Below are 24,373 nucleotides of genomic sequence, written 5' to 3'. Positions count from 1 at the left end.
TTCACTTCAATCCAAGAAGGTGGCCGACCGACTGCTCCAGCATCTCGACCAGTTCCGGGTCCATGTACTTGTACTCGTCCGGGATGTCGAGCACGTGGATCGGCTTGTCGGCCAGCAACCGGGTGAACCCGGCCACGAGCCGTGACTTGTGCTTTTGCTCCATGACGAAGATGACGTCGGCCCAGTGCACATCGTCCTCCGAGACGGTGTGGCGGGCGTTGGGGCTGGTGCCGCCTGAGCGCGCCTGCAACAGGGGGTGTTTGCGCCAGATCTGTTCGGCTGTCGGGCTGCGCCATTGGTTGCGGCTGCACACGAAAAGCAGCTTCAGCCGCGTTCTGTCATCTTTTTTTGGGGGCATTCGTGGTCAGGGTTTTCAGAGGCTCTTGCCGTCAAAGTGCTGGGTCGGGATCGCGGCGAGGTCGATGCCGTCGATGCAGCGCAGGTTGATCGCCGCCATGGCGTTGCCCTTGGGGTCGACACCTTCACCGTAGGGGTGGATGCCGCAGACCGGGCAGAAGCGGTGGCGGATCACGTGTTTGTTGAACAGGTAGGTTGAGGCCGCGTCCTCGGGCGTCTTGAGCTCCAGGCTGGCGCGCGGCACGAACCAGAGCAGCGATCCCTTGCGTGAGCAGATCGAGCAGTTGCAGGCGAGCGCGCTGTCAATCGTGCCATGGACTTCAAATGCGATGCGGCCGCAATGGCAACTGCCGGTGTGGGTCGGGGTGGGGGTCGAGTCAGAGATCATGGTGGGTGCAGTGTGGTGGGTTTGAGGAGGGTCTTCAAGATCCACGACGAACGTAGCGCCCGGTTTTCGACAACCGGCGCGACGGACGGGCTGGCGGTTCAAGTTGTGGATGCCATGGGTCGATACAAACGGGACATCTTTCAAGGACCCCTCATGGACATGGACGTTTCTCCCGCCTTGCTCGCGGACCGCGTGCTGCAGACGCGCCAGGGTCAGACCGTGCAGGAAGTGCAGATCAACGTGCTGAAGAAAGCCATGGACATGCAGGAGTTGGCTTCTGCGGCACTGCTGAATGCCGTGGCGGGCGATCTGCCGCTGGCGAGTGGCGGAGCGGTGGGGACGCAAGTCAATACCCTGGCTTGACGTGGTCTAAAATGCATCGCATCTGCAACGCATCAGGCCCGCTCCATGAAAACTGCCACCTTGCCCTCGCTGCGCGTCGATCCCCACCTGCGCGATGCTGCGCAGAGTGTGCTGCAGGAAGGTGAGACCTTGTCCGGTTTTATCGAAGCCTCGGTACGGGAATCCATTGAGCGCCGGCGCACCCGCGCCGAGTTTGTGGCGCGTGGGCTGGCTTCGCGCGAACAGGCGCAGGCCTCGGGCGTTCACTTCGCTGCCGGTGAAGTGCATGCCGAGCTGGGCCGGATGCTGACCCAGGCGCGGGCGAAGGTGCAAAAGCGGGTGCAGGAGTGAGCTTTGCGGTTCGGTACAGCGCGGGCGCCCGCGAAGACCTGATCCGGCTCTACCAGTTCTTGCTTGACCGGGCCGGCACGATTGAAGACCTCGATCTGGCGGAGCTGGCGCTGAACGCCATCAGCAACGCAGTCGACGGCCTTGGCCGATCACCCTTCATCTACCGCAAGGCGGGCCAGAGCCCGTTCCTGCGCGAGTTGCTGATCCCGTTCGGACACAGTGGCTATGTCGCGTTGTTCGAAATCGAAGACGCCTCGACCGTGACCATTCTGGCGGTGCGCTATCAGGTGGAAGACGACTACCACTGAGAGTGCTCGTCTGCCAGCCGCCGTGCCTTACCAGCTCACTTCCCGGTCCGGCGTGGCGCTGATGCGGTGGATGCTCAGGTCCGCGCCGTCGTATTCCTCTTCCTGGCTCAGCCGCAGGCCCATGATGGCCTTGAGCGCGCCGTACACCACCGCGCCGCCCAGCAGCGCCCAGACCACGCCCAAGGCGGTGCCGATGAGTTGCGCGCCGAAGCTGACGCCACCCAACCCACCCAGCGCCTGTTGGCCGAAGATGCCGGCCGCGATGCCGCCCCAGGTGCCACACAGGCCGTGCAGTGGCCAGACGCCGAGCACGTCGTCGATCTTCCAGCGGTTTTGCGTCAGCGTGAACATGCCCACGAAGAGCGCGCCCGCCACGGCGCCCACCACCAGTGCGCCCAGCGGGTGCATCAGGTCGGAGCCGGCGCACACGGCCACCAGGCCGGCCAGCGGGCCGTTGTGCACGAAGCCGGGGTCGTTTTTGCCGGCCAGCAGCGCGGCCAGCGTGCCGCCCACCATGGCCATCAGCGAGTTCACCGCCACCAGGCCCGAGATGTTTTCCAGCCGTTGCGCGCTCATCACGTTGAAGCCGAACCAGCCCACGCAGAGAATCCAGGCGCCCAGCGCGAGGAAGGGGATGCTGGACGGCGGGTGGGCCGACATGCCGCCGTCCTTGCGGTAGCGGTTGGCGCGCGCGCCCAGGAAGATGACGGCGGGCAGTGCGATCCAGCCGCCCACGGCGTGCACCACCACGGAGCCGGCGAAGTCGTGGAAGACCGTGCCCGTGGTCGCTTCGATCCAGGCCTGCACACCGAAGTGGCCGTTCCAGGCGATGCCTTCAAAGAAGGGGTAGACGAAACCGACGATGACGGCCGTTGCGATCAGTTGCGGCCAGAACTTGGCGCGTTCGGCGATGCCGCCGGAGATGATGGCCGGAATGGCCGCGGCGAAGGTGAGCAGGAAGAAGAACTTCACCAACTCGTAGCCGTTTTTCTGGGCCAGCGTCTCGGCGCCGACGAAGAACGAGGCGCCGTAGGCCACGCCATAGCCCACGACGAAATAGGCGATGGTGGAGACCGAAAAGTCCACCAGAATCTTGACCAGGGCGTTGACCTGGTTCTTCTTGCGAACCGTGCCCAGTTCCAGAAAAGCGAAACCCGCGTGCATGGCCAGGACCATGATGCCGCCGAGCAGGATGAACAGGGCGTCTGCGCCCTGTTTGAGTGCGTCCATGTGAATCTCCGTGCAGAAATAACTTGTTTTGGTGCGTTTTGAACGCCAAAACAGGGACTGCCCGGCGATTCGCACCAAAGAAAAGCAAGAAGTGCGCCAGAGATTCCAGACTGGTGCGTGATGCGGTCCGGATTGGTGCCGAGGTGGGCGTTGCGCCCTTATCCGGTGCCTGCCCGGGCCGGCTCTGGCGCGGGGCCAGACGGGCAGGCGCTCAGCTGCAGCTCACGCTGCCGCAGCCACTCATGGAGGCGGGCCGCACCTTGCTCGGGTCGGCCAGGGTTTCGGTGCGGGAGTCGAAGCCCACGTCTTTCATGTGCAGCGCCAGGCCGGCGTCCATGCTGGCGGCGTGCTGCGGAAACCACTCCACCAGCGCCTCGGCCAGGCGCGAGATGATTTCCGTGTCGCCCTGCTCGTAGTGCTCGACCACGGCGCGCAGGGTGTCCAGGATGGTGGCGTGGTGCGAGGCGTGGCAGTTGTCGGCGGCGAAACCGGTGGCCAGCATCCAGCGCTCTTCCTGCGCGAAATGCTCCACCGTGTGCTCCACAAAAATGCGGTACAGCGGCAACTGCTGGTCGTGCGGCGTGGTCAGCAGCTCGTTGAGCATGGTCACGAACTCTTCGTGCGTGTCGTCCATGCGGGCATCGCCGGTCTGCAGCTGGGGCGACCAGTCCAGCCCGGCAGCGGCTGGCGTGGGAGGGTGGGGGGCGGTGGAGGTTGCAGTGGTGTCCATGGTCCGGAACTGTAGCCGCAGCGGCGGCCGCGGGGCTTGATGGAGGTCAAGCCCCGCCGAGCCCGAGCGGTGGGCGTTGGACGGCCGGTTTTCAGCCCCGCCGCTCGTCCAGCATCTGCAGCACGGCGGTCTGCACTTCGGGCGATGCCAGGGCCTGCTCCAGCCGCGCGAGCGCCGGGTGGGACAGGCTGGTGCGCAGATGGTGGGTGTCGGCGCCCTGGTCTTGCCCCACCTCGTAGCCTTCAAGGCTGCGCATCTGGCCCAGCGCCAGCCGCTCGCCCAGGCGGGCGCAGAGGTAGCCCAGCGCCAGCCGGGGCGCACGAACGGGGTCGGTCTTCAGATACGGGGTGACGAGTTGCCGACCCAGGGCGCTGACCTCGTCCACGAGGCTGGCGGGCAGTTCCCAGGTCTTCATCAGCAGGGCGCCGATCTCGCTGGCGTTCAGGCCGAGCCGGTCCTGCTCCAGCCGGGCGCGCTCCAGGCGGCCGCTGGCCAGCCAGCGTTCCAGCTCCGAAGGCGGGATGAGCGAGGCGGTCGCCAGCTGGCCGACGAAGCTCAGCACCACCTGGGTGGAGAGCGAACCCTGTTCCGGCAGATTGAGGGCCTTGCCCAGGCGCACGGCCAGTTCGCTGGCGATGGCGCTGGCCTTCCAGATGATGTCGAACGCCTTTTGCGTGTTGGCCAGCGTGGGTTTGAAGGCCTCGGCCAGCATGTACTGCAGACAGATGCCGCGCACCGAGTTCATGCCCAGAAAGGTGACGGCCTGGCCGATGTTGGTCACCGGCCGGTGCAGGCCATAGAAAGGGGCGTTGACGGTGGAGATCACCCGCGCGGCGATCAGCGGCTCGCCCATCACGAGATCGCTGAGTTCGGCCGAGCCGGCCGTGGCGACGAATTCGGGCGACAGCAGTTGCTGCATGGAGCGCGGCGGGCGCGGGATGCCGCGCACGGCCGCGACCATGGAGGCGCGGTGTTCGGCGTCGAGCTCGGTTTCGGCACGCCAGCGGAAGCTCGCCAGTTCGGGCGGCAGGGGTGGTTCGGGTGGGGCGGCGGCGGGTGCCGGGGTGGGCGAGGCGGTCCTTGCGCTGGGGGCAACGCTGCGCGGGGGAGTCACCCTGGGCGGTCGGGTGGTCTGGGCGGCGGGGCCGCGCCCTACAGGGCGCAGGAACCACCACGAGGCGACCGCGACGACCAATGCGGCGGCGATCCACAAAGCAAGTGAAGACACGGGGGCTCCTCCGATTCGGGGTTGTGGTCCGCACCGAGCGGACTTTGTTTGCCCCCTCTATCGGCGCCCCGGCGGCGTTCTTGAGCCCGATGCCCGGTGGGTGTCTGCCACAGCTACCAGACGGGCCCGGGCTTCAGGCCAGGCGGGTGCGGTGCCGCGCGATCTGGCTCAGCACCTGGGCCGGCGCGGTGCCGCCCAGGGTGTTGCGGGCGTTGAGGCTGCCGCGCAGGCTCAGGCACTCGTACACGTCTTTTTCGATGGACGCGTTGAAGCCCTGCAGCACAGCCAGCGGCAACTCGGACAGGTCGCAGGCGTGGCTGGTGGCGGCCTTCACGGCGTGGGCCACGGTCTCGTGGGCATCGCGGAAGGGCAGGCCTTTTTTCACCAGGTAGTCGGCCAGGTCGGTGGCGGTGGCGTAGCCCTTCTTGGCCGCGTCTTCCATGGCCTGGGCGTTGACGGTGATGCCCCCTTCTTTCTGGCCATTGGCCGGGTTGAGCTGGCCGCCCACCATCTCGCAGAAGATGCGCAGCGTGTCCTTGAGCGTGTCCACGGTGTCGAACAGCGGCTCCTTATCTTCCTGGTTGTCCTTGTTGTAGGCCAGCGGCTGGCCCTTCATGAGCGTGAGCAAACCCATGAGGTGGCCGACCACGCGGCCGGTCTTGCCGCGCGCGAGTTCGGGCACATCGGGGTTTTTCTTCTGCGGCATGATGGAACTGCCGGTGGTGAAACGGTCGGCGATCTTCACGAAGCCGAAGTTCTGGCTCATCCACAGAATCAGCTCTTCGCTGAAGCGGCTGATGTGCACCATGCACAGGCTGGCGGCGGCGGTGAATTCGATGGCGAAGTCGCGGTCGCTCACGCCGTCCAGGCTGTTCTGGCAGACCTGGGCCAGGCCTTGGTCGTCCACCATGCCCAGGCTCACGGCCACGCGCTCGCGGTCCAGCGGGTAGGTAGTGCCGGCAAGGGCCGCTGAGCCCAGCGGCAGGCGGTTGGTGCGGCGGCGCACGTCGGCCATGCGCTCGGCATCGCGGGCGAACATTTCCACGTAGGCCAGCAGGTGGTGGGCAAAGCTCACCGGCTGCGCCACCTGCAGGTGGGTGAAGCCCGGCAGGATCACTTCCACGTTGTTTTCGGCCACGTCCACCAGCGCGGTCTGCAGTTCTTTCAGCAGATCAGAGATCAGATCGATCTCGCCACGCAGCCACAGGCGCACGTCGGTGGCCACCTGGTCGTTGCGGCTGCGGCCGGTGTGCAGGCGCTTGCCTGCGTCGCCCACCAGCTGCGTCAGGCGCGCTTCGATGTTCAGGTGCACGTCTTCCAGATCGAGCTTCCATTCGAACGTGCCGGCTTCGATCTCGCTGCGGATCTGCGCCATGCCGCGCTCGATGGCTGCGCGGTCGTCGGCACCGATGATGCCTTGCGCGGCCAGCATTTCGGCGTGGGCCAGGCTGCCGGTGATGTCGGCCAGCCAGAGGCGTTTGTCGAAGAAGACGCTGGCGGTGTAGCGCTTGACCAACTCGCTCATGGGCTCCGAGAACAGGGCGGACCAGGCTTGTGATTTCTTGTCGAGTTGGTTGGTGGACATGGTGGGGCCAGCGTCGGGTGGGTGAAGAAGGCGGCGCAGGGGCCGCGGGCGGGTGCTCAAGGGCTTGAGCCGGGTGCTGCTGGCCGGAATGGGGGACGGAAAGATGGCTTGCGCGCCTGTCCGAGTTTCCCGTGCCGGCCTATAGTGCGACCCATGAAAGATTCCCGAATTTTATCGACCTTCCAGGAGCTGGCCCCGGCGAAGGGCACGCGCCCCTTGCGCAAGATGCCCGAGCATGTGCGGGCCCATGAGCTGGTGTTCGATACCTGTCAGGTCGGGGTGGTGCTGCGCGCGGTGCTGTTCGTGCAGGCGATCGTGCTGGTGGCCTCGCTGTTTGGCGCCCAGTCCTGGTGGGGCTGGCTGACGCAGATGGCCATGCTCACCGGCGCGGCGCTGCCGGCCGTGCTGGCGTGGCTGCTGGCGGTGTGCATGTTCAAGCGGCCGCTCTGGTATCTGCCCATGCCGCTCCAATGGACCTTGGGTGTTGCGCTGGGCGCGCTGGCGGCGCTCTATGGCTGTGCTCTGTTGAACTGGATGGGCCTGCTGGAGCCCGCCCCCTGGCTGGGCAGTGCCGCATCGGGGGCCCTGGTGGCCGCGGTGCTGGTGGCCGGGCTGGTGTGGCGCGCCAGGGCGCGCACCCCTGCCGGCACCACCGCGCAGCTGGCCGAGCTGCAGGCGCGCATCCGGCCGCACTTTCTCTTCAACACGCTCAACAGCGCGATCGCACTGGTGCGCGCCGAACCGGCCAAGGCCGAGCGCCTGCTGGAGGACCTGAGCGAGCTGTTCCGCCACGCGCTGGCCGACGCCAAGGAAGCGGTGCCGCTGGGGCAGGAACTGGAGCTGGCCCGGCACTACCTGGCCATTGAGCAGGTGCGGTTCGGCGAGCGCCTGCGGGTGGAGTGGAGCATCGACGAAACCGCTTCGCGGGCGAAGCTGCCACCCCTGATCCTGCAGCCGCTGGTAGAAAATGCCGTGAAGCACGGTGTGGAGCCCAGCCCCATGGGGGCGGTGGTGCGCATCAGCACGAAGCGCCGCGGGTCGGTGGTGGTGATCAAGGTGACCAACACGGTGCCGGCCGGCAGTGGCGCGCCCGGCCATGGTCTGGCGCTGGACAATGTGCGCCAGCGGCTGAATCTGCTGCACGATGTGCAGGGCCGTTTCCAGAGCGCACTGGTTGATGGGGTGTTTCAGGTGCGACTCGAAATACCGGTATAAGGTCTGTTTCTGAAGCCACAAGCAACGGAGCGTGACATGGCACTGAAGGTACTGATCGTTGACGACGAACTGCTGGCCCGCTCGCGGCTGCGCACGCTGCTGGGCGACTGCACCGATCCACGCGCCGAGGTGGTGGGCGAGGCGAGCAATGCGGTGCAGGCCATGGAGCAGATCCGGCGCCTGCCCTGCGACCTCGTTCTGCTCGATATCCACATGCCCGGTGTGGATGGCATGGCGCTGGCGGCCACGTTGCGGCAGCTGGCGGTGCGGCCGATGGTGGTGTTCGTGACGGCGCACGCCGAGCACGCGGTGCAGGCTTTTGAACTCGAAGCCGCCGACTACCTGACCAAGCCCGTGCGGCTGGAGCGCCTGCAGCAGGCGCTGCAGAAGGTGCAGCGTCTGCGCGCTTCCAACGAGGCGGGCACCGCCGACGATGCGAATGCAGGCGCGGGTGAGTGTCTCATCATCCAGGAGCGCGGGCGCAGCGAGCGCGTGGCGCTGGCCGACGTGATCTACCTGAAGGCGGAGCTGAAGTACATCACCGTGCGCACGGCCGAGAAGGAACACATCTACGACGGCGCTTTGAGCGATCTGGAGCAGAAGTACGCGCACCTGTTCGTGCGGGTGCACCGCAATGCGCTGGTGGCGCGGCGCCGGGTGCGGGCGGTGGAGAAGCACAACGATCCGGTGGACGGCGAGGGCTGGACCGTGCGGCTCGACGGGGTGGACGAGCGCTTGGCGGTTTCCCGTCGGCAGCTGGCGGCTGTTCGTGAAGCGCTGATGACCTGAGTTTTCTTTGTTTGCGTTGACTCGGCTTTTTGTGGCCTGGGTCTCCGGTGGCTCCGGTCATCGGCAAGCGGGGCGACCGATTCCGCTCATGTCCCCCGGGCCGTTCCGGCCCTCCTCCTTTACTTCGCTGCATCAGTCACCCCACTTGCCGATGACCTTCCTGGCGCTCGGACGGCTCAATGCTTGAGTGCCCGCCCGTTTGTTGCTGGCGAGGACATGGTGTTCTGCATAGCGAAGTAAAGGAGGAGGGCCGGCGAAGCCGGGCCGGGGGACATGAGCGGCGCAGAGCGCCATGGTCTCGCCAGCGTGCGAGGTTCCAGAGCGAAACGGAACAGAACCTCAGAGTTCAGCAGCTTCGATCAAGAACCGAACCCGCCGCTGACCCTGCCACTCATCCGCATCCAACCGAAAGGCCAGCTTCACCCGCTCGGGCAGCGGCTCGGTATGGCCGAACCAGATGCCGTCGACCGGCTCGCCCTGGTGTTTCATCTTGAGCGCCAGATGCTTCTCGCCCACAAGACGCTGCGACACGATCAACACCTCTTCGCAGAACACCGGCGGCGCAAAACCCTGGCCCCACACCTCCTTGTGCAGCGTGTCCACCAGATCCGTGCGCCGGTACTGCTTGTCCAGCACACCATCGGCCTCCATGCGGCGCTGCAGGGTGGCGGCGTCCAGCCACTCGTGGGCCACCTGCTGCAGCGCGGCCTCGAAGGTGTCCAGGTGTTCTTCGTCGATCGTGCAGCCCGCTGCCATCGCGTGGCCGCCGAAGCGCATCAATACCCCCGGGTGGCGCTTGGCCACCAGGTCCAGCGCGTCGCGCAGGTGGAAGCCGGGGATGGAGCGGCCCGAGCCCTTGAGCTCGTTTTCCTTGCCCTCTGCGCCACTGGTGGCGAACACGAAGGTGGGGCGGTGCAGCTTGTCCTTCAGGCGCGAGGCCACGATGCCGACCACGCCCTCGTGGAAATCGGGGTCGAACACGATCAGCGCCGGCGGCGGCTCCTCGGATTCGTCGAACATCTCTTCGGCCAGCGCCAGCGCCTGGTCGCGCATCTCGCCTTCGATGGTCTTGCGCTCGCGGTTGATGCCGTCGAGCGTGCGCGCCAGTTCGTCGGCGCGCAGGCCGTCGTCGGTGGTCAGGCATTCGATGCCCAGGGTCATGTCGGCCAGGCGGCCGGCGGCGTTCAGGCGCGGGCCGAGGGCGAAGCCGAAGTCGAAGCTGGTGGCCGCCTCGGGCTTGCGCGCCGCCACGTTGAACAGCGCCGTCATGCCCGGCGGCATGGCGCCGGCGCGCACGCGCTTCAGGCCCTGGGCCACGAGGCGGCGGTTGTTGGCGTCGAGCTTGACCACGTCGGCCACCGTGCCCAGCGCCACCAGCGGCAGCAGCGTGTCGATCTTGGGCTGTGACCTCGCATCAAACACCCCACGCTCGCGCAGCTCGGCACGCAGCGCCAGCAGCACGTAGAACATCACGCCCACGCCGGCGATCGACTTGCTTTCGAAGTCGCAGCCCGGCTGGTTGGGGTTCACGATCACGCAGTCGGTGGGCACGACCACCTCGCCGCCCTTGAGCGCGGGCAGGTGGTGGTCGGTCACGATCACCTGCAGGCCGAGCTCGCGCGCGGCGCGCACACCGTCGATGCTGGCGATGCCGTTGTCCACCGTCACCAGCACGTCGGCGCCCTGTGCCTTCACGCGCTTCGCGATCGCGGGTGTGAGGCCGTAGCCGTCGGTCACGCGGTCGGGCACCAGGTAGCTCACGCGGTCAAAACCCATGGGCGCGCCCAGCAGGCGCAGGCCGCGCAGACCCACGGCGCAGGCGGTGGCGCCATCGCAGTCGTAGTCGGCCACGATGCAGATGCTTTTGTTCGCGGCCATGGCGTCGGCCAGCGCGCGGGCGGCTTCCTGTGCGCCCTTCATGGAGGCGGGCGGCAGCAACAGCGAGAGCGCGTCGTCGAGCTGTTCCTTGGCGGTGATGCCGCGGGCGGCAAACAGGCGCGCCAGCAGCGGGTGCAGGCCGGCTTGCTCCAGCGCCCAGGCGGCGCGGGGCGGTACATCGCGGGTGATGATCTTCATAGGGGTTCGAGGGCTTTCCAGGCCGGGGGTGTGCCCAGCAGTTTTTTGAACAGACGGCCCAGGCGGGCTGAGCCGCCGCGCGGTGCGTTGACCCAGGTTTGCGCGCTGCGCTCGCCGCACAGCGTGAGTGTGACCGCTTCGCCGCGCCGCGCGCGCTCCAGCAGGGCGGGGATGTGGGTGGCGTCGAGCTGGCCCCAGGCCTGCGCCCAGGCGGTCCAGTCGGCGCGCAACGCGGCCTGGCGCAGGGTGTCGGGCATGGTGGGTGCGGGCCGCAACGGTGCGGGCACCTCCATCGCGCCCGCGCCGCTGATCCAGAAGCCGTTGACCGGCCGCAGGCCGCAGGCGGTGCGCGCATCGTGCACCGGGTGCGTGTAGAACAGCATCTGTGCCTCGCTCTGCAGGCGCTTGAGCAACTGGCTGCCGCCCGGGTTGGCGGGGCTGGGTGGCATCCAGCCGTCCACCGGGCGGCCGCTCACGCGGTCCAGGCTGGCGCAGGCGATGCCGCGCAGCGGTTCACCGCTGGCGTGCCAGCGCGTGGCGCTCTCAAAGCGCAGGGTGATGCCGTCCTCCGCGCAATAGGGCGCGAACGCCTCGAACAGGCCGCGGGCATCTTCATCGGTCAAGCCGATCTGCTCGCCCGGCAGCAGGCTCACATGATCCGTGCCGATCTGGAAGTGGCAGGGGCTGAACCAGGCCTGGGGCACGGTCGGCTCGGCGCTGGCGGCGGCGGCCCAGGGAATCTGGCCGTCGTCGCAGGGGCTGCCGTCGGCCCGCGTCAGGCCCAGGGCCAACGCCAGCGCGCGCTCGTGCGGCAGGCTCAGGCTGTGGTCGTCGCCTGCGTCGTGGGTGGCCAGCGCCAGCTCGCCCAGCAGGGTTTCCAGGTGGGGCAGGCGCAGCGCTTTCAGCGCGGCCTGGCAGGGCGGCGCGCTGGCGCTGGCAAAAGGGATCAGCAGGTGGCCGGGCAGCGGGGACGGGGCTTCTGGGGCCATGGGGGCAAGGGGCATGGGTGCGATTGTCGGGGATGCCACAATCACCGGCTGGACTCCAACGATGCAAACCCCTTACGAACTCATCCTCGGCTGGCGTTACACGCGCGCCGGCCGCGCCACGCGGCGCAACGGTTTCATTTCCTTCATCTCGGGCGTGTCCATGCTGGGCATCTCGCTGGGCGTGGCCGCGCTCATCATCGTGCTCTCGGTGATGAACGGTTTCCAGAAAGAGGTGCGCGACCGCATGCTCGGCGTGTTGTCCCACATCGAGGTGTTCGAGCCCGGTGGGCAGGCGATTCCGAACCTGGCGCAGACGCTGGCAGCCATCGAAAGCCACCCCGAGGTGCTGGGCGCGGCGCCGTTCGTGGGCGCGCAGGCGCTGATCGCGCGCGGCGAAGACATGAAGGGCGCGCTGGTGCGCGGCATCGACCCGGCGCTGGAGCCCAAGGTCACCGACCTCGTGGCCGACCTGGCCGACACCGTGCTGCCGCGGCTGGTGCCGGGCGAATTCGGCGTCATTCTCGGCGGTGAACTGGCGCGCAGCCTGGGCGTGGGCACCGGCGACACGGTGACGCTGATCGCGCCCAGCGGCCAGGTCACGCCCGCGGGCGTGGTGCCGCGCATCCGCCAGATGACGGTGGTGGGAACCTTCGATTCGGGCCACTTCGAATACGACTCGGCGCTGGCCCTGCTGCACCAGGACGACGCCGCGCGCATCTTCCGCGTGGAAGGCCCCACCGGCGTGCGCGTGAAGATCAAGAACCTGCACGAAGCGCGCGAGGTGGCCATTGCCATCGCGGGCAGCCTCGACCCCGGCCTGCTGGTGCGTGACTGGACGCGCCAGAACCGCAGCTGGTTCGCCGCCGTGCAGCTGGAAAAACGCATGATGTTCATCATCCTCACCCTGATCGTGGCGGTGGCTGCGTTCAACCTCGTGTCCACGCTGGTGATGACGGTGACCGACAAGCGCGCCGACATCGCCATCCTGCGCACGTTGGGCGCGAGTCCGGGCAGCATCATGGGGGTCTTCATGGTGCAGGGCGCCATGGTGGGCGTGATCGGCACCGGCGTGGGCTTGCTGCTGGGCCTGGGCATCGCGTTCAACATCGACACCCTCGTGCCCGCGCTGGAGCGCGCACTGGGCGCGAGTTTCCTGCCGCAGGACGTCTACCTCATCAGCCGCATGCCCAGCGACCCGCAGCAAAGCGACATCATGCCGATCGCGCTGATCTCGCTGGCGCTGTCGTTCGTGGCCACGATCTACCCGAGCTGGCGCGCCAGCCGGGTGAACCCTGCCGAGGCCTTGCGTTATGAATGACACCAAGAGCCCCGTTCGCCCCGAGCCTGTCGATGGGCCCGCCAGCACCCTGGCGGAGGCTTCGACGGCGCCCGTCCTGAGCCCGTTGGCCCGCACGGAGGTGGTGCTGAGCGCCACCGGCCTCACCAAGCGCTTTCACGAAGGCCGCCTCGATGTGACTGTGCTCACCGGCGTGGACCTGGCGGTGCGCGCGGGCGAGACAGTGGCGATCGTTGGCGCTTCCGGCTCGGGCAAGAGCACCTTGCTGCACCTGCTCGGCGGGTTGGACGCGCCCACCAGCGGCAGCGTGCAGCTGATGGGGCAAACCATGTCGGGCCTGAGCGCGGCGCAGCAGGGCGATCTCCGCAACCGGCACCTGGGCTTTGTGTACCAGTTCCACCACCTGCTGCCCGAGTTCAGCGCGCGCGACAACGTGGCCATGCCGTTGTGGATCCGCCGCATGCCGCGTGCCGAGGCCGCGCAGCGCGCCTCGCAGATGCTCACCCGCGTGGGCCTGGGCGAGCGCCTGCACCACCGGCCGGCCGAGCTCTCGGGCGGCGAGCGCCAGCGCGTGGCGATCGCGCGGGCGCTGGTGACGCAGCCGGCCTGCGTGCTGGCCGACGAGCCCACCGGCAACCTGGACCGTGGCACCGCCGAAAGCGTGTTCCAGCTCATGCTGGAACTGGCTCGCGATCAGGGCACGGCCTTCATCGTCGTGACGCACGACGAAACCCTGGCCGCGCGCTGTGCCCGCGTGCTGCGCCTGACCACCGGCGTGCTGACCTGACTGGCGGGCCCGGGCTGCCCGGGCCACGTCCCACGCCCGGTCAGGGCTTGGTGCGAACGAAGCGCAGCGGTTTGTCCAGCCCCTGGGTGTGCAGCCACATCGTCGTGCCCTGCACCTCGACGCGTTCGGCCTTGCGCAGCGCGTCCAGGTAGCGGTTCTCCTGCTCCGAAACGCCTTCGCCACAGGCCATGCGGGTCGAGCCGATCTGCCCGAGCGAGATGCGGTCCTCGATCAGTGTGTAGGTGCCGAAGAAGCCGTTGCACGAGCCACTGCCCGTCACGCGCCCGGCCTCGGGAAAGGCCAGCGTGGCTTTCACCTTGTCGAGCACGGGGCGCCCCCCCAGGTCCTGCAGCAGCCATTCGCTGCCCACCAGCGGCGCGCTGGCCGGCGTGGCGGCCGGTGCTGCAGGCACGGCACAGGCCACGAGCGACGCCAGCACGGGCAGGGCCAGCCAGAGCGGAGAGCGCGGGCCTGCGGGGCGGCGAGGGGCGTTGAGCGGCATGGAGAAGTCCTTTCGGGGTGTTGCACAGGATGGAGGGTGGTGCGTCGGGCTTGCCGTCACAATGGCCCTTTTATACCGCCATGTGGATCGATACACACTGCCACCTTGACGCCCCCTCGCTGGGCGACACCCCGGCCCTCGTGCAGGCCATGCGCGAACGCGCCGCCCGGCTGGGTGTGCGGCGGTGCGTGATCCCGGCGGTGGAGCGCTCCAACTTCAACACCGTGCGCGAGCTCGCCCACCGGCTGGGCGACGCCTACGCGCTGGGCATCCACCCGCTGTACGTGCCGCAGGCGCGCGACGAGGATCTGCAGGCGCTCGACGACATGCTGGAGCAGCACCGCGACGACCCGCGCCTGGTGGCCGTGGGCGAGATCGGGCTGGACTTTTTCGTGCCCGCGCTGTGCGAGCCGGCCATGCGCGAGCGCCAGCTGGGCTTCTACCGCGAGCAGCTCCTGCTGGCCCGCAAACACCGGCTGCCGGTGATCCTGCACGTGCGCCGCAGCGCCGACGCCCTGCTCAAGCAGCTGCGCGAGCGGCCCACCGGCGGCGGTATCGCGCATGCCTTCAACGGCAGCCCCCAGCAGGCTCAGGCCTTCATCGAGTTGGGGTTCAAGCTCGGCTTCGGGGGGGCTTTGACCTTTGAGCCGGCCCAGCGCCTGCGCCGGCTCGCGGCCGAACTGCCGCTGTCGGCCCTGGTGCTGGAGACCGACGCGCCCGACATCCCGCCGCAGTGGCTGTACGCCACCGCCGCCGAGCGCGCCGCGGGCCGGGCGCAAGGCGTGAACACGCCCGCCGAGCTGCCGCGCATTGCTGCCGAGCTGGCGCGGTTGCGCGGTATGCCGCTGGACGAGCTGGCCCGGGCGAGCACGGCCAATGCCCTGGCCGCGCTGCCCCGGCTCGTGGGCCTGCCGGGCGGAGCCGCCGCGTGAGCCGTCTGCTGGGGCTGGCGCCGGTGCTCGATGCGGACACCCGTTTGCTGGTGCTGGGCAGTTTCCCGGGCGTGGCCTCGCTGCGCGCGCAGCAGTACTACGGGCACCCGCAAAACCACTTCTGGAAGATCCTGGGCGCCCTGTGGCAGCAACCGCTGACCGAGATGCCCTACCCGGAACGCGTGGCGGCGCTGCGCGCGCATGGCCTGGGCCTGTGGGACGTGTACCAGGCCTGCGAGCGCGAGGGCAGTCTGGACGCCGATATCCGCGCCGCCGAACTCAATGACTTCGCTGCGGTGCAGCGGCAGTGCCCGTTGCTGGAGGCGGTGGCACACAACGGTGGTGAGAGTTACCGGCACGCTAAACACACGTCGGCGTTTGGGCTGCCGGTGTACAAGTTGCCGTCCACCAGCCCGGCGAACGCGAGCTGGTCGTTTGATCGCAAGTTGTCTTCGTGGGGAGAGGTTTTGCGGCGGCATGGGGTAGCGTAGGTCCCGGGGGTGGACCTCGCGGGCTTGCTGCGCCGGTGCGCTCTGCGCCGCTCATGTCCCCCGGCCCGGCTTCGCCGGGCCTCCTCCTTTACTTCGCTATGCAGAACGCACCGCCACAGCAAGCTGGAAAGGTGTGGGCGATCCTGCGCCGGGCTGTACCGTGTGGTTTGGACGATGACGCCGGGTGGCTGACGCAGCGAAGTAAAGGAGGAGGGCCGGAACGGCCCGGGGGACATTCGCGGAGTTGGCCGCGCGGCGTCTTCGTCCTCGCACCATGCAAGCCAGGAACACGGGCCCGGAAGAAAAGCCTCCCGGCGCGAACACCAAACGGCTTGAGGTGTCTCTACCCGGGGCCACCCCCGGCTTCCGTGTTCATAATGATCGCTTTGCAGTTCCAGAAGTGACAAAGATGCAGTATTGGTTGCCGGCCCGCGCAATGACGAATTCAGGGGAGTCGCCCGCCCACCACCCTGGGGCAGGGTTCCCCCGCCTGTTGAATGGCGACCGTAACGGAGCCCCCGCATGAGGGCCGGCGCCAACGCCACGGCCCGCCGCCGCATCGGCCCCCAGACCCTGCCCGAGGTCACCCTCTCGGAAGACGGCGAGGTGCGCTTCCTGCACCTCGGCACCGAGTGGATCCAGGGCTCCATGATCATCGACGCGCCGTTCGACATCGAGCTCGACTACGTTCAGCGCATGATGGCCTGGCTGCTCTTCGTGGAGCCCGATACGGTGAGCAAGCGCCGCGCCCTGCAGCTCGGTCTGGGCTCGGCGGCGCTCACCAAGTTTCATTTCAAGGCGCTGCGCATGCACACCACCGCCATCGAGATCAATCCCCAGGTGCTCGCCGCCTGCCGGGGCTGGTTCAAGCTGCCGGACGACGGGCCGCGCCTGCGCGTGGTGCTGGCCGATGCGGGGCAGGAGATCCGCAACCCCGCCTACACCGGGAACATCGACGCGCTGCAGGTCGACCTGTACGACCACGAGGCCGCCGCCCCGGTGCTCGACAGCCCCGACTTCTACGCCGACTGCCGCTCGGTGCTGACCGACGAGGGCGTGATGACGGTCAACCTGTTTGGCCGCGACGCCAGCTACGAGCGCTCGCTGCAAAGCATCAGTGCCGCGTTCGGCGCGGACGCGGTCTGGGCCTTCAAGCCCACGCGCGAGGGCAATACCATCGTGCTGGCGCAGCGCACGGCACAGCGGCCCACCCGCATGCAGCTGCTGGCGCGCGCGGAAGAGATCCAGTCGCGCTGGGGGCTGCCCGCCGTGAAGTGGTTGCGCATTTTCAAACCAGTGGACTGAGCGGCTGAGCGTCTTTCGCCCATGCCCGAACCGCGCCCACCCGACCCGAACCTCGCATGAAAACATCCACCCATACCCCGCATTCCACGTCTTCGCTGGCCATCCCGGAGGCCCCGCTCGACTGGCGCATGCTGGTGGGCTGGCTGCGCGACGACGGCGTGATCTCCGCCGACGAGGCCGCGCGCACCGTGGCGCGCTGCGCCTCGGCCCACAGCGCGCAGCACCCGCTGCAGCGCCTGGCGGTGGTAGGCATGGTGCGCCAGTCCGATGGCCACGTGCTGGATGTGGAGATGCTGACCCAGTGGCTGGCCACGCGCAGCGGTCTGAGCTACTTCCGCATCGACCCGCTCAAGGTGGACGTGGGCAAGGTGGCCGACGTGATGAGCGCGGCCTACGCCGAGCGCCACAAGGTGTTGCCGGTGCAGGTGGGCCTGGCCGAGGTGGTGGTGGCCACGGCCGAGCCGTTCATCCGCGACTGGGTGCCCGAGGTGGAGCGCCAGACGCGCAAGAGCGTGCGCCTAGTGCTGGCCAGCCCGATGGATGTGGCGCGCTACACCGCCGAGTTCTTCGCACTGGCCAAGTCGGTGCGGGCGGCCAACAAGCTCGGCGGCCAGGCCGGCTTTGGCAGTTTTGAACAACTGGTGGAGCTGGGCAAGGCCAACAAGCAGCTCGACGCCAACGACCAGCATGTGGTGCAGGTGGTGGACTGGCTCTGGCAGTACGCGTTCGACCAGCGCGCCAGCGACATCCACCTGGAGCCACGGCGCGAGCAGGGCGTGATCCGCTTCCGCATCGACGGCGTGCTGCACCCGGTGTACCAGATGCCCATGGGCGTGATGAACGCCATGACCGCGCGCATCAAGCTGCTCGGGCGCATGGACGTGGTGGAAAAGCGCCGGCCGCAGGACGGCCGCATCAAGACGCTGCGCCCCGGTGTCGGCGCGGTGCGCGGCGACGAGGTGGAGATGCGCCTGTCCACCTTGCCCACCGCGTTCGGCGAAAAAATGGTGATGCGCATCTTCGACCCCGAGGCCACGGTGAAAGACCTGAGCGCGCTGGGCTTCGCCGCGCACGACGCGCAGCGCTGGGAGTCGCTCACGCACCGGCCGCACGGCATCATCCTCGTGACCGGCCCCACCGGCTCGGGCAAGACCACCACGCTCTACGCCACGCTCAAGCGCCTGGCGACCGAAGAGGTCAACGTGAGCACGGTGGAGGACCCGATCGAAATGATCGAACCCGCCTTCAACCAGGTGCAGGTGCAGCCCCACCTGGACCTGGACTTTGCCCAGGGCCTGCGCGCCCTGATGCGGCAGGACCCGGACATCATCATGGTGGGCGAGGTGCGCGACCTGCCGACGGCCGAGATGGCGGTGCAGGCCGCGCTCACCGGCCACCTGGTGTTCACCACGCTGCACACCAACGACGCGCCCTCGGCCATCATGCGGCTGATGGAGCTGGGCATCCCGCCCTACCTGATCAACGCCACCGTGCTCGGCGTGCTGGCGCAGCGCCTGGTGCGCACCCTGTGCCCGGCCTGCCGCACGCGCGAGGACGAGGCCACGGCCAAGGCCTCGCGCGAGGCCATGGAAGAGATCGTCAAGCCCTGGCAGGTCAGCGGCAAGTACCGGCCCTACCAGCCGGTGGGCTGCGTGGATTGCCGCATGACCGGCTACCGCGGGCGCACCGGCCTGTACGAGCTGCTGGTGGTGACCGAGGCGTTCAAGGACAAGGTCAGCCACGAGCCGCGCATGGAGGTGCTGCAGAAACAGGCGGTGGCCGATGGCATGCGCCCGCTGCGGCTGGCGGGCACGGTGCGCGTGGCCGAAGGGCTGACCACGCTTGACGAAGTGCTGGCCTGCACGCCACCCTTGCACTGACCCGGAGTCACGGCGCGGGCCCGCCGCGCCCCGGTTGCGTGATTTTTCAGCAAAGGCTTATATTGCGGGTCTGTTACAGATATGGCCCTCCCTGTCCCCATGATCCCCATCAAAACCGAATCGGCCTGGCGCGGCACGGCCGACTGCCGCCTCTGTGGCATCCGCGACATGGTGCTGTTCGCCGATCTGCATGAGGACGACTTCAAGCTCATCCACGCGCCCATCGACGATCTGGAGTTCAACGCGGGCCAGCCGCTGGTGCGCATGGGCGAAACGGCCACCTCGCTCTACACCCTGCGCGCCGGCCTCATCAAGCTGGTGCGCAACACGGTGGACGGCCGCCAGCGCATCGTGCGCGTATTGCGCGCGGGGGACGTGGTGGGGCTGGAAGCGCTCATGGGGCCGACCTACGACTCCGACGCCATCGCTCTGACCAGCATCAAGGTCTGCCGCCTGCCGCTGCAGGTGATCCAGCGCCTGAACCGCGAAACGCCGCGGCTGCACCAGCGCCTGCTGGAGAAATGGCACCGCAGCCTGAAGGAAGCCGACGACTGGCTGGCCGAGCTCAACTTCGGCAATGCGCGCCAGCGTGTCGCCGGCCTGATCCTGAAGATGCGCTCCGACCACGACGCCGCCCTGGCCACCCTGTTCTCGCGCGAAGACATGGGGGCCATGCTCGACCTGAAACTGGAGACCGTGAGCCGCACGCTCAACGCGTTCATGCGCGAGGGGCTGGTGGAGTCGCTGGACAAACAGGGCCGCGTCTACCGCGTGCTGGACGCGCAGCGGCTGGCCAACCCAAAAGCCTGAGCGTTCACTGGGTGCCTGGGGACATGGCCGCGGGCCACCACCCGGCGCGGGCGGTCTGCCGATAATCGGATGGATGTCCGTTGCCATAGCCCGACCCCACCCCCACCTCGCCACCGGCCTGCTGCTCGCCAGCGCCGGCTCCATTGCCTTCAGTGGCAAAGCCATCATCGTCAAACTGGCCTACCGCCACGGCGTGGACGCGGTCACGCTGATCATGTACCGCATGCTGTTCGCGTTGCCGCTGTTCCTGGCGCTGGCCTGGTGGGCCAGCCGCGGCAAGGCCGCCCTCACCGGCAAAGACTGGCTCGGCATTGTCGGCCTGGGGTTCACCGGTTACTACCTCGCGAGCTTTCTCGATTTCTGGGGGCTGCAATACGTCAGCGCCAGCCTGGAGCGGCTGATCCTGTACCTCAACCCCACACTGGTGCTGGTGCTCGGCTGGCTCGTCTACCAGCGGCGCATCAGCGGCCTGCAGGCGCTGGCCATGGCCGTGAGCTACGCGGGCGTGTTGCTGGTGTTCGGTCACGAGGCCGGCTTCCAGGGGCCGAACGCGGTGCTGGGCGCGCTGCTGGTGTTCGGCAGTGCCATCAGCTACGCGATCTACCTCGTCTACAGCGGCGAGCTGGTCAAGCGCCTGGGTTCGTTGCGCCTGGTGGGTCTGGCCACCAGCGTCGCCTGCGGCCTGTGCCTGCTGCAGTTCGTGATCTTGCGTCCTATGAGCGCGGCCGACGTGGCGCCCGAGGTGATCTGGCTCTCGCTGCTCAACGCCACCCTGTGCACGTTTGCGCCGGTGCTGATGGTGATGATGGCGATCGAACGCATTGGCGCGGGTCTGGCGGCGCAGACCGGCATGATCGGCCCCATGTCCACCATCGCCATGGGCGTGCTGATCCTGGACGAACCGTTCAACGGCTGGATCGTGGCGGGCACGGTGCTGGTGCTCTCGGGCGTGTTCCTGGTGACGCGCTTTGGCAAGCCCACCGTGGGCCAGTGATTTTTTCGACAAGGAGACACGGACATGGATTTCGGCATCAAAGGCAGATGGGCACTGGTCTGCGGCGCGAGCAAGGGCCTGGGCCTGGGCTGCGCGCGGGCGCTGGCGGGCGAGGGCGTGAATGTGGTGATGGTGGCGCGCGGGCGTGAAGCGCTCGAGGCCTCGGCCGCGGGCATCCGCGCCGCTGCGCCGGATGTGCAGGTGATCGCCGTGGCGGCAGACATCACCACGCCCGAAGGCCGCACTGCCGCTTTCGCGGCGGCCAGCGGGCCCGGCACGGCGTTCGACATCGTGGTCACCAACGCCGGCGGCCCGCCGCCCGGCGACTTCCGCCAATGGGGGCGCGACGAGTGGCTGAAGGCGGTGGACGCCAACATGCTCACGCCCATCGAACTCATCAAGGCCACGGTGGACGGCATGGCGCAGCGCGGCTTCGGCCGCATCGTCAACATCACCAGCAGCGCGGTGAAAGCGCCGATCGACATCCTGGGCCTGAGCAACGGTGCGCGCAGCGGTCTCACCGGTTTCGTGGCCGGCGTGGCGCGCAGCGGCATCGCGGCGCAGGGCGTGACCATCAACAACCTGCTGCCCGGCAAGTTCGACACCGACCGCATCGCCGCCACGCTCAAAGGCGCGTCGGAAAAAACCGGCCAGCCCGTGGAAGAACTGCGCCGCCAGCAGCAGGCGCAGATCCCCGCCGGCCGCTACGGCCACCCGCAGGAGTTCGGCGCCATCTGCGCCTTCCTCTGCAGCCAGCAGGCGGCCTACATGACGGGCCAGAACGTGCTGGCCGATGGCGGGGCGTATCCGGGGACGTACTGACCGGCGGCGGTTGATCAGCCCGCCGGTCTGCGGCGGGTGGTGGCGGGCGGAGCTTTTGTCTCGACTTGCAGCTCCGCGCAGAGCGCATAAAACTGTTGCGCCGCAGGTGAGAGCACCGTCGAACGACGCCTGATCAGACCCATCTTGCGTTTGATCACCGGGTCAATCAAGGGCACGCTCATCAGCAGCGGGTGGTCGGACCCGGGCATCGCCATGGAGGGCACCACCGCCACGCCCAGGCCCGCTTCGACCAGGCCGATCATGGTCGTTCCATGCTGGGTCTCGTACATGCTCTGGGGTTGACCCGGCAGGCCGGCCAGCGCCTGGTCGATCAGCAGCCGGTTGCCCGAGGTCTTGCCAGCCGAGATGTAGTCGTATTGCGCCAGTTCGGTCCAGCGCACCTGCTTCTTTTTCGCCAGGGGGTGATCGCGCCGGCAGGCCGCAACGAACTGCTCCTCCAGCAAAGGCTCGAACTCCACGTCGGCTTCCTGTGAGCCGATGAAGTTCAGGCCGAAGTCCACCTCGCCACGCGCCACGGCCAGCAGCACGTCGTTCGCGCTGCCATCGATGATCTTCACCCGTATCTTGGGATAGCGTTCGTGGTAGACCGCAATCACGCGCGACAGGAAGTAGTTGACGGCCGAGGGCACCGACGCGATCGTGACCTCGCCCATTCGGGTGGCCGCCACGCCGCGAATGCCCAGCAGCGTGGTGTCCAGCGCGTCCAGGATATGCCGCAACTGGCGATCGAAGTCCCGGCCTACCGCGGTCAGGCTGACGCGTCGTGTGGTGCGTTCCAGCAAGCGCGTACCCAACGCGCTTTCCAGCTTGTCGATGCGCCGGCTGAACGCCGGCTGCGAGATGTGGACCGACTCCGCCGCCTTGCGAAAACTGCCCAGCTCCGCCACGGCCCGAAAGGCCAGCAGGTCGTTGAGATCGAAGTTGATGGCCATGAAAATCCCCGAATCTGATTGATGTGAATTGTGGATCAATCCATCTCAAATATGCAATTCACAGCAGCATCGACTCGGAACATCATTCGCTTGCGGTTGTGGATGGGGCCCCTCAAGGCCTTTCGCACCGGTTCACCGACACCGACCCGTACAGGAGACAAGACATGAACAAGCTGCTCGCCACCATGATCGTGGGCACGGCCATCACCCTCACGCCGCTGGCCATGGCATTCCCCACCAAGACCATCACCATCGTGGTGCCGACGGCAGCCGGTGGCGGCAACGACCTGATGGCGCGCACCATTGCCCAGAAACTTGGGCCCATGCTCGGGCAGAGCATCGTGGTGGAGAACCGGGCAGGCGCCAACGGCTCCATTGCCAGCGAGTTTGTGGCGCGCGCTGCGCCCGATGGCCACACGCTCATGCTGGGCTACATCGCGACCCACGCCATGAACCCGGCCTTGCAGAAGCTGCGTTACGACCCGGTCACCGATTTCGAGCCGGTGGGCCTGGTGGGCTACTCGGCCACGCTGATGGTGGCAAATGCCAACACGCCCGTGAAGGACGTCAAGGACCTGGTGGCCCAGCTCAAGGCGAAACCCGACAAGTACACCTATGCCACTGCAGGCAATGGCACAGCGCCTCACTTCGCCGGCGAGCTGTTCAAGCTGAATGCGGGCGTCGTGATGCTGGGCGTGCCCTACAAGGGCGCAGCCCCGGCTGTGAACGACACCATCGGCGGTCAGACCCAGTTCATGTTTCCCAGTCTGTTCACGGCGCTGCCGCACGTGAAGGGCGGCAAGCTCAAGGCGCTGGCCGTGGCCGGACCGAAGCGCTCGGCTCTGCTCCCCGATGTGCCGACCCTGAAGGAGGCCGGTGTGGAGGGGGTGGAGGTGCAGCAGTGGTACGCCCTGTTTGCGCCCGGCAAGACGCCCAAGGCGGTGGTGGACCAAATCAACAAGGCTTTGAACCAGGTGCTGAGCGACAAGGAAGTCGTCAAGCGAATGGAAGATCACGGCGCCGATGTCGAGACCAGCACGCCTGAGCAACTGGGTGCCATGGTCAAGACCGAACTGGTCAAGTGGAAAGACGTGGTGACGAAAGCCAAGCTCACTGCGGAATGATTCAGCGCCAGCGTGGAAGAGCCCCTAACCATGGAAAACCTCTCGGACTGGATCGGTCGCCAGGAATCGGTGCGCGACACCATCGGTGCCACACCGGTGAAGGCGCTGAACGCCACCCTCGACCACCCCGCCATGGCGGTGGTGCCTGGCACACCGCTGCCCCCGCTGTGGCATTGGCTGTATTTCCTGCCGCTGCACCGGCAGAGTGAGATCGGTGCCGACGGTCACGCCAGGCGAGGCGGATTCCTGCCCCCGGTGCCGCTGCCGCGGCGCATGTGGGCCGGCAACCAGTTCGAGTTCCGTTCCCCGGTCCGTGTGGGCGACGACGTGGAGCGCACCTCCACCATCACCAATGTGACGCAGAAGGAAGGACGGACGGGTCAGCTGGTGTTTGTGAAGGTGCGTCACGAGTTGCGATGCAACGGAGCGCCTGATCCTGCCATCGTCGAGTTTCACGACATCGTCTACCGGGAGGCTAAGCAGGCGAGCGATGTGGAGCCTCTGCCCGTGGCCGCGCCCACTGGGGCCCCCTGGCAGTTGGAGATCGTGCCCGACGACGTGCTGCTGTTCCGTTACAGCGCGCTCACGTTCAACGGCCACCGCATCCATTACGACCGCAAATACGTGACCGAGGTCGAGGGCTACCCCGGCCTGATCGTTCATGGCCCGCTGATTGCCACCCTGCTGATGGACCAGATCCGCCGCCACCTGCCGAGTGCCGACGTGGCGAGCTTCAGCTTCAAGGCGGTGCGGCCCACGTTCGACTTGCACCCGTTCCGTGTCAATGGAGCTCCGCAGGCCGATGGCAAGACGGTGAAGCTCTGGGCGCAGGACCACGAGGGCTGGCTGACCATGGACGCCGTGGCCACGTTGCGCTGAAGGACACCC

26 protein-coding genes are annotated in these 24,373 nt (G+C 67.7%); 16 read left to right on the top strand and 10 right to left on the bottom strand.

The annotated features are described in order from the left end of the window. Position 1: 1 nt before the first annotated feature. Positions 2 to 313, bottom strand: coding sequence for a low molecular weight protein tyrosine phosphatase family protein (locus HTA01S_RS20000; RefSeq protein ID WP_245638152.1), 312 nt, complete (start codon positions 311 to 313; stop codon positions 2 to 4). Positions 314 to 373: 60 nt separating this feature from the next. Beyond that, a complete protein-coding gene (locus HTA01S_RS19995; RefSeq protein WP_068174506.1) occupies positions 374 to 745 on the bottom strand; it encodes a GFA family protein in 372 nt (123 codons plus the stop codon). A gap of 159 nt (positions 746 to 904) precedes the next feature. On the opposite strand from HTA01S_RS19995, the gene HTA01S_RS24870 reads away from it, so the two are divergent. The 3 genes from HTA01S_RS24870 to HTA01S_RS19980 are packed head-to-tail and all read left to right on the top strand — an operon-like array spanning position 905 to position 1,746. Beyond that, positions 905 to 1,108, top strand: coding sequence for a YjfB family protein (locus HTA01S_RS24870; protein WP_084236360.1), 204 nt, complete (start codon positions 905 to 907; stop codon positions 1,106 to 1,108). A 45-nt stretch (positions 1,109 to 1,153) separates the two neighbouring features. After that, the gene (locus HTA01S_RS19985; RefSeq protein ID WP_068174504.1) at positions 1,154 to 1,438 is read left to right on the top strand and encodes a YlcI/YnfO family protein; all 285 of its coding nucleotides are present in this window, start codon (positions 1,154 to 1,156) and stop codon (positions 1,436 to 1,438) included. After that, positions 1,435 to 1,746, top strand: a complete 312-nt coding sequence (locus HTA01S_RS19980) for a type II toxin-antitoxin system RelE/ParE family toxin (RefSeq protein ID WP_068174503.1) — start codon at positions 1,435 to 1,437, stop codon at positions 1,744 to 1,746. The genes HTA01S_RS19985 and HTA01S_RS19980 overlap by 4 nt, the downstream gene beginning before the upstream one ends. A 27-nt stretch (positions 1,747 to 1,773) precedes the next feature. On the opposite strand, the gene HTA01S_RS19975 is transcribed toward HTA01S_RS19980, so the two are convergent. The 4 genes from HTA01S_RS19975 to argH form a co-directional block, all read right to left on the bottom strand. Next, the gene (locus tag HTA01S_RS19975; protein WP_068174502.1) at positions 1,774 to 2,976 is read right to left on the bottom strand and encodes an ammonium transporter; all 1,203 of its coding nucleotides are present in this window, start codon (positions 2,974 to 2,976) and stop codon (positions 1,774 to 1,776) included. Positions 2,977 to 3,187: 211 nt separating this feature from the next. After that, on the bottom strand, positions 3,188 to 3,706 hold the full coding sequence (locus HTA01S_RS19970; RefSeq protein ID WP_068174501.1) for a bacteriohemerythrin: 519 nt from the start codon (positions 3,704 to 3,706) through the stop codon (positions 3,188 to 3,190). A 91-nt stretch (positions 3,707 to 3,797) separates the two neighbouring features. Beyond that, positions 3,798 to 4,934, bottom strand: a complete 1,137-nt coding sequence (locus HTA01S_RS19965) for an HDOD domain-containing protein (protein ID WP_157572193.1) — start codon at positions 4,932 to 4,934, stop codon at positions 3,798 to 3,800. 133 nt (positions 4,935 to 5,067) lie between these two features. After that, positions 5,068 to 6,519 carry an argininosuccinate lyase gene (gene argH / locus HTA01S_RS19960; RefSeq protein WP_068174499.1) on the bottom strand — a complete coding sequence of 484 codons (1,452 nt, stop codon included), beginning with the start codon at positions 6,517 to 6,519 and terminating at the stop codon, positions 5,068 to 5,070. A 153-nt stretch (positions 6,520 to 6,672) separates the two neighbouring features. Between argH and HTA01S_RS19955 the strand changes: the two genes are divergently transcribed. After that, the gene (locus tag HTA01S_RS19955) at positions 6,673 to 7,734 is read left to right on the top strand and encodes a sensor histidine kinase (protein ID WP_068174498.1); all 1,062 of its coding nucleotides are present in this window, start codon (positions 6,673 to 6,675) and stop codon (positions 7,732 to 7,734) included. Between the two features lie 36 nt (positions 7,735 to 7,770). After that, positions 7,771 to 8,523 carry a LytR/AlgR family response regulator transcription factor gene (locus tag HTA01S_RS19950; protein ID WP_068174497.1) on the top strand — a complete coding sequence of 251 codons (753 nt, stop codon included), beginning with the start codon at positions 7,771 to 7,773 and terminating at the stop codon, positions 8,521 to 8,523. A 339-nt stretch (positions 8,524 to 8,862) separates the two neighbouring features. Here the strand turns inward: HTA01S_RS19950 and recJ are convergent, their stop codons facing one another. Further along, positions 8,863 to 10,599, bottom strand: coding sequence for a single-stranded-DNA-specific exonuclease RecJ (recJ, locus tag HTA01S_RS19945; RefSeq protein ID WP_068174496.1), 1,737 nt, complete (start codon positions 10,597 to 10,599; stop codon positions 8,863 to 8,865). Next, positions 10,596 to 11,603: a phosphoglycerate mutase gene (locus tag HTA01S_RS19940; RefSeq protein ID WP_157572192.1), complete on the bottom strand. Its 1,008-nt coding sequence runs from the start codon at positions 11,601 to 11,603 to the stop codon at positions 10,596 to 10,598. The genes recJ and HTA01S_RS19940 overlap by 4 nt, the downstream gene beginning before the upstream one ends. Positions 11,604 to 11,649: 46 nt before the next feature. Here HTA01S_RS19940 and HTA01S_RS19935 point away from each other — a divergent pair, with 46 nt between their 5' ends. Both HTA01S_RS19935 and lolD read left to right on the top strand, forming a co-directional pair. Next, complete coding sequence (locus HTA01S_RS19935; protein WP_068174494.1) at positions 11,650 to 12,906, top strand: lipoprotein-releasing ABC transporter permease subunit; 1,257 nt, start codon at positions 11,650 to 11,652, stop codon at positions 12,904 to 12,906. Between the two features lie 100 nt (positions 12,907 to 13,006). After that, positions 13,007 to 13,672 (top strand): lipoprotein-releasing ABC transporter ATP-binding protein LolD, encoded by a 666-nt coding sequence (gene lolD / locus HTA01S_RS19930; RefSeq protein WP_281199646.1) that lies wholly within the window; start codon positions 13,007 to 13,009, stop codon positions 13,670 to 13,672. Positions 13,673 to 13,712: 40 nt separating this feature from the next. Here lolD and HTA01S_RS19925 read toward each other — a convergent pair whose 3' ends face one another. Next, positions 13,713 to 14,174, bottom strand: a complete 462-nt coding sequence (locus HTA01S_RS19925; RefSeq protein ID WP_068174492.1) for an META domain-containing protein — start codon at positions 14,172 to 14,174, stop codon at positions 13,713 to 13,715. Between the two features lie 80 nt (positions 14,175 to 14,254). Here HTA01S_RS19925 and HTA01S_RS19920 point away from each other — a divergent pair, with 80 nt between their 5' ends. The 7 genes from HTA01S_RS19920 to HTA01S_RS19890 all read left to right on the top strand — a co-directional run bounded on the left by HTA01S_RS19920 (position 14,255) and on the right by HTA01S_RS19890 (position 21,408). After that, on the top strand, positions 14,255 to 15,106 hold the full coding sequence (locus HTA01S_RS19920) for a TatD family hydrolase (protein WP_068174606.1): 852 nt from the start codon (positions 14,255 to 14,257) through the stop codon (positions 15,104 to 15,106). Next, the gene (locus tag HTA01S_RS19915; RefSeq protein ID WP_068174491.1) at positions 15,103 to 15,597 is read left to right on the top strand and encodes a DNA-deoxyinosine glycosylase; all 495 of its coding nucleotides are present in this window, start codon (positions 15,103 to 15,105) and stop codon (positions 15,595 to 15,597) included. The genes HTA01S_RS19920 and HTA01S_RS19915 overlap by 4 nt, the downstream gene beginning before the upstream one ends. A gap of 522 nt (positions 15,598 to 16,119) precedes the next feature. Beyond that, complete coding sequence (locus HTA01S_RS19910) at positions 16,120 to 16,902, top strand: class I SAM-dependent methyltransferase (RefSeq protein WP_068174490.1); 783 nt, start codon at positions 16,120 to 16,122, stop codon at positions 16,900 to 16,902. Positions 16,903 to 16,958: 56 nt separating this feature from the next. After that, on the top strand, positions 16,959 to 18,782 hold the full coding sequence (locus tag HTA01S_RS19905; RefSeq protein ID WP_068174489.1) for a GspE/PulE family protein: 1,824 nt from the start codon (positions 16,959 to 16,961) through the stop codon (positions 18,780 to 18,782). A 99-nt stretch (positions 18,783 to 18,881) separates the two neighbouring features. Beyond that, complete coding sequence (locus HTA01S_RS19900) at positions 18,882 to 19,592, top strand: Crp/Fnr family transcriptional regulator (protein WP_068174488.1); 711 nt, start codon at positions 18,882 to 18,884, stop codon at positions 19,590 to 19,592. A gap of 73 nt (positions 19,593 to 19,665) precedes the next feature. Then, positions 19,666 to 20,586, top strand: a complete 921-nt coding sequence (locus HTA01S_RS19895) for a DMT family transporter (RefSeq protein ID WP_068174487.1) — start codon at positions 19,666 to 19,668, stop codon at positions 20,584 to 20,586. Positions 20,587 to 20,610: 24 nt separating this feature from the next. Beyond that, positions 20,611 to 21,408, top strand: a complete 798-nt coding sequence (locus tag HTA01S_RS19890) for an SDR family oxidoreductase (RefSeq protein ID WP_068174486.1) — start codon at positions 20,611 to 20,613, stop codon at positions 21,406 to 21,408. Between the two features lie 14 nt (positions 21,409 to 21,422). Here HTA01S_RS19890 and HTA01S_RS19885 read toward each other — a convergent pair whose 3' ends face one another. Further along, positions 21,423 to 22,361 (bottom strand): LysR family transcriptional regulator, encoded by a 939-nt coding sequence (locus HTA01S_RS19885; protein WP_068174485.1) that lies wholly within the window; start codon positions 22,359 to 22,361, stop codon positions 21,423 to 21,425. A gap of 164 nt (positions 22,362 to 22,525) precedes the next feature. Between HTA01S_RS19885 and HTA01S_RS19880 the strand changes: the two genes are divergently transcribed. Together HTA01S_RS19880 and HTA01S_RS19875 are read left to right on the top strand one after the other, a co-directional pair. Continuing rightward, the gene (locus HTA01S_RS19880) at positions 22,526 to 23,485 is read left to right on the top strand and encodes a Bug family tripartite tricarboxylate transporter substrate binding protein (protein WP_068174484.1); all 960 of its coding nucleotides are present in this window, start codon (positions 22,526 to 22,528) and stop codon (positions 23,483 to 23,485) included. 30 nt (positions 23,486 to 23,515) lie between these two features. Next, on the top strand, positions 23,516 to 24,364 hold the full coding sequence (locus HTA01S_RS19875) for an FAS1-like dehydratase domain-containing protein (RefSeq protein ID WP_068174483.1): 849 nt from the start codon (positions 23,516 to 23,518) through the stop codon (positions 24,362 to 24,364). Positions 24,365 to 24,373: the final 9 nt, after the last annotated feature.

This window comes from Hydrogenophaga taeniospiralis CCUG 15921, assembly GCF_001592305.1.
In the GTDB taxonomy this organism is placed as follows: Bacteria; Pseudomonadota; Gammaproteobacteria; order Burkholderiales; family Burkholderiaceae_C; genus Hydrogenophaga; species Hydrogenophaga taeniospiralis.
The sequence above is the reverse complement of the archived record's forward strand: the minus strand, read 5'-3'. Positions and strand labels throughout refer to the sequence as shown.

Excerpts from the sequence above, each read along its gene's own strand:
- HTA01S_RS19995 (WP_068174506.1), bottom strand. The coding sequence starts at position 745 with ATGATCTCTGACTCGACCCCCACCCCGACCCACACCGGCAGTTGCCAT.
- HTA01S_RS24870 (WP_084236360.1), top strand. The coding sequence starts at position 905 with ATGGACGTTTCTCCCGCCTTGCTCGCGGACCGCGTGCTGCAGACGCGC.
- HTA01S_RS19985 (WP_068174504.1), top strand. The coding sequence starts at position 1,154 with ATGAAAACTGCCACCTTGCCCTCGCTGCGCGTCGATCCCCACCTGCGC.
- HTA01S_RS19975 (WP_068174502.1), bottom strand. The coding sequence starts at position 2,976 with ATGGACGCACTCAAACAGGGCGCAGACGCCCTGTTCATCCTGCTCGGC.
- HTA01S_RS19970 (WP_068174501.1), bottom strand. The coding sequence starts at position 3,706 with ATGGACACCACTGCAACCTCCACCGCCCCCCACCCTCCCACGCCAGCC.
- argH (WP_068174499.1), bottom strand. The coding sequence starts at position 6,519 with ATGTCCACCAACCAACTCGACAAGAAATCACAAGCCTGGTCCGCCCTG.
- HTA01S_RS19955 (WP_068174498.1), top strand. The coding sequence starts at position 6,673 with ATGAAAGATTCCCGAATTTTATCGACCTTCCAGGAGCTGGCCCCGGCG.
- HTA01S_RS19950 (WP_068174497.1), top strand. The coding sequence starts at position 7,771 with ATGGCACTGAAGGTACTGATCGTTGACGACGAACTGCTGGCCCGCTCG.
- recJ (WP_068174496.1), bottom strand. The coding sequence starts at position 10,599 with ATGAAGATCATCACCCGCGATGTACCGCCCCGCGCCGCCTGGGCGCTG.
- HTA01S_RS19940 (WP_157572192.1), bottom strand. The coding sequence starts at position 11,603 with ATGCCCCTTGCCCCCATGGCCCCAGAAGCCCCGTCCCCGCTGCCCGGC.
- HTA01S_RS19935 (WP_068174494.1), top strand. The coding sequence starts at position 11,650 with ATGCAAACCCCTTACGAACTCATCCTCGGCTGGCGTTACACGCGCGCC.
- HTA01S_RS19925 (WP_068174492.1), bottom strand. The coding sequence starts at position 14,174 with ATGCCGCTCAACGCCCCTCGCCGCCCCGCAGGCCCGCGCTCTCCGCTC.
- HTA01S_RS19920 (WP_068174606.1), top strand. The coding sequence starts at position 14,255 with ATGTGGATCGATACACACTGCCACCTTGACGCCCCCTCGCTGGGCGAC.
- HTA01S_RS19910 (WP_068174490.1), top strand. The coding sequence starts at position 16,120 with ATGAGGGCCGGCGCCAACGCCACGGCCCGCCGCCGCATCGGCCCCCAG.
- HTA01S_RS19905 (WP_068174489.1), top strand. The coding sequence starts at position 16,959 with ATGAAAACATCCACCCATACCCCGCATTCCACGTCTTCGCTGGCCATC.
- HTA01S_RS19900 (WP_068174488.1), top strand. The coding sequence starts at position 18,882 with ATGATCCCCATCAAAACCGAATCGGCCTGGCGCGGCACGGCCGACTGC.
- HTA01S_RS19895 (WP_068174487.1), top strand. The coding sequence starts at position 19,666 with ATGTCCGTTGCCATAGCCCGACCCCACCCCCACCTCGCCACCGGCCTG.
- HTA01S_RS19890 (WP_068174486.1), top strand. The coding sequence starts at position 20,611 with ATGGATTTCGGCATCAAAGGCAGATGGGCACTGGTCTGCGGCGCGAGC.
- HTA01S_RS19885 (WP_068174485.1), bottom strand. The coding sequence starts at position 22,361 with ATGGCCATCAACTTCGATCTCAACGACCTGCTGGCCTTTCGGGCCGTG.
- HTA01S_RS19880 (WP_068174484.1), top strand. The coding sequence starts at position 22,526 with ATGAACAAGCTGCTCGCCACCATGATCGTGGGCACGGCCATCACCCTC.
- HTA01S_RS19875 (WP_068174483.1), top strand. The coding sequence starts at position 23,516 with ATGGAAAACCTCTCGGACTGGATCGGTCGCCAGGAATCGGTGCGCGAC.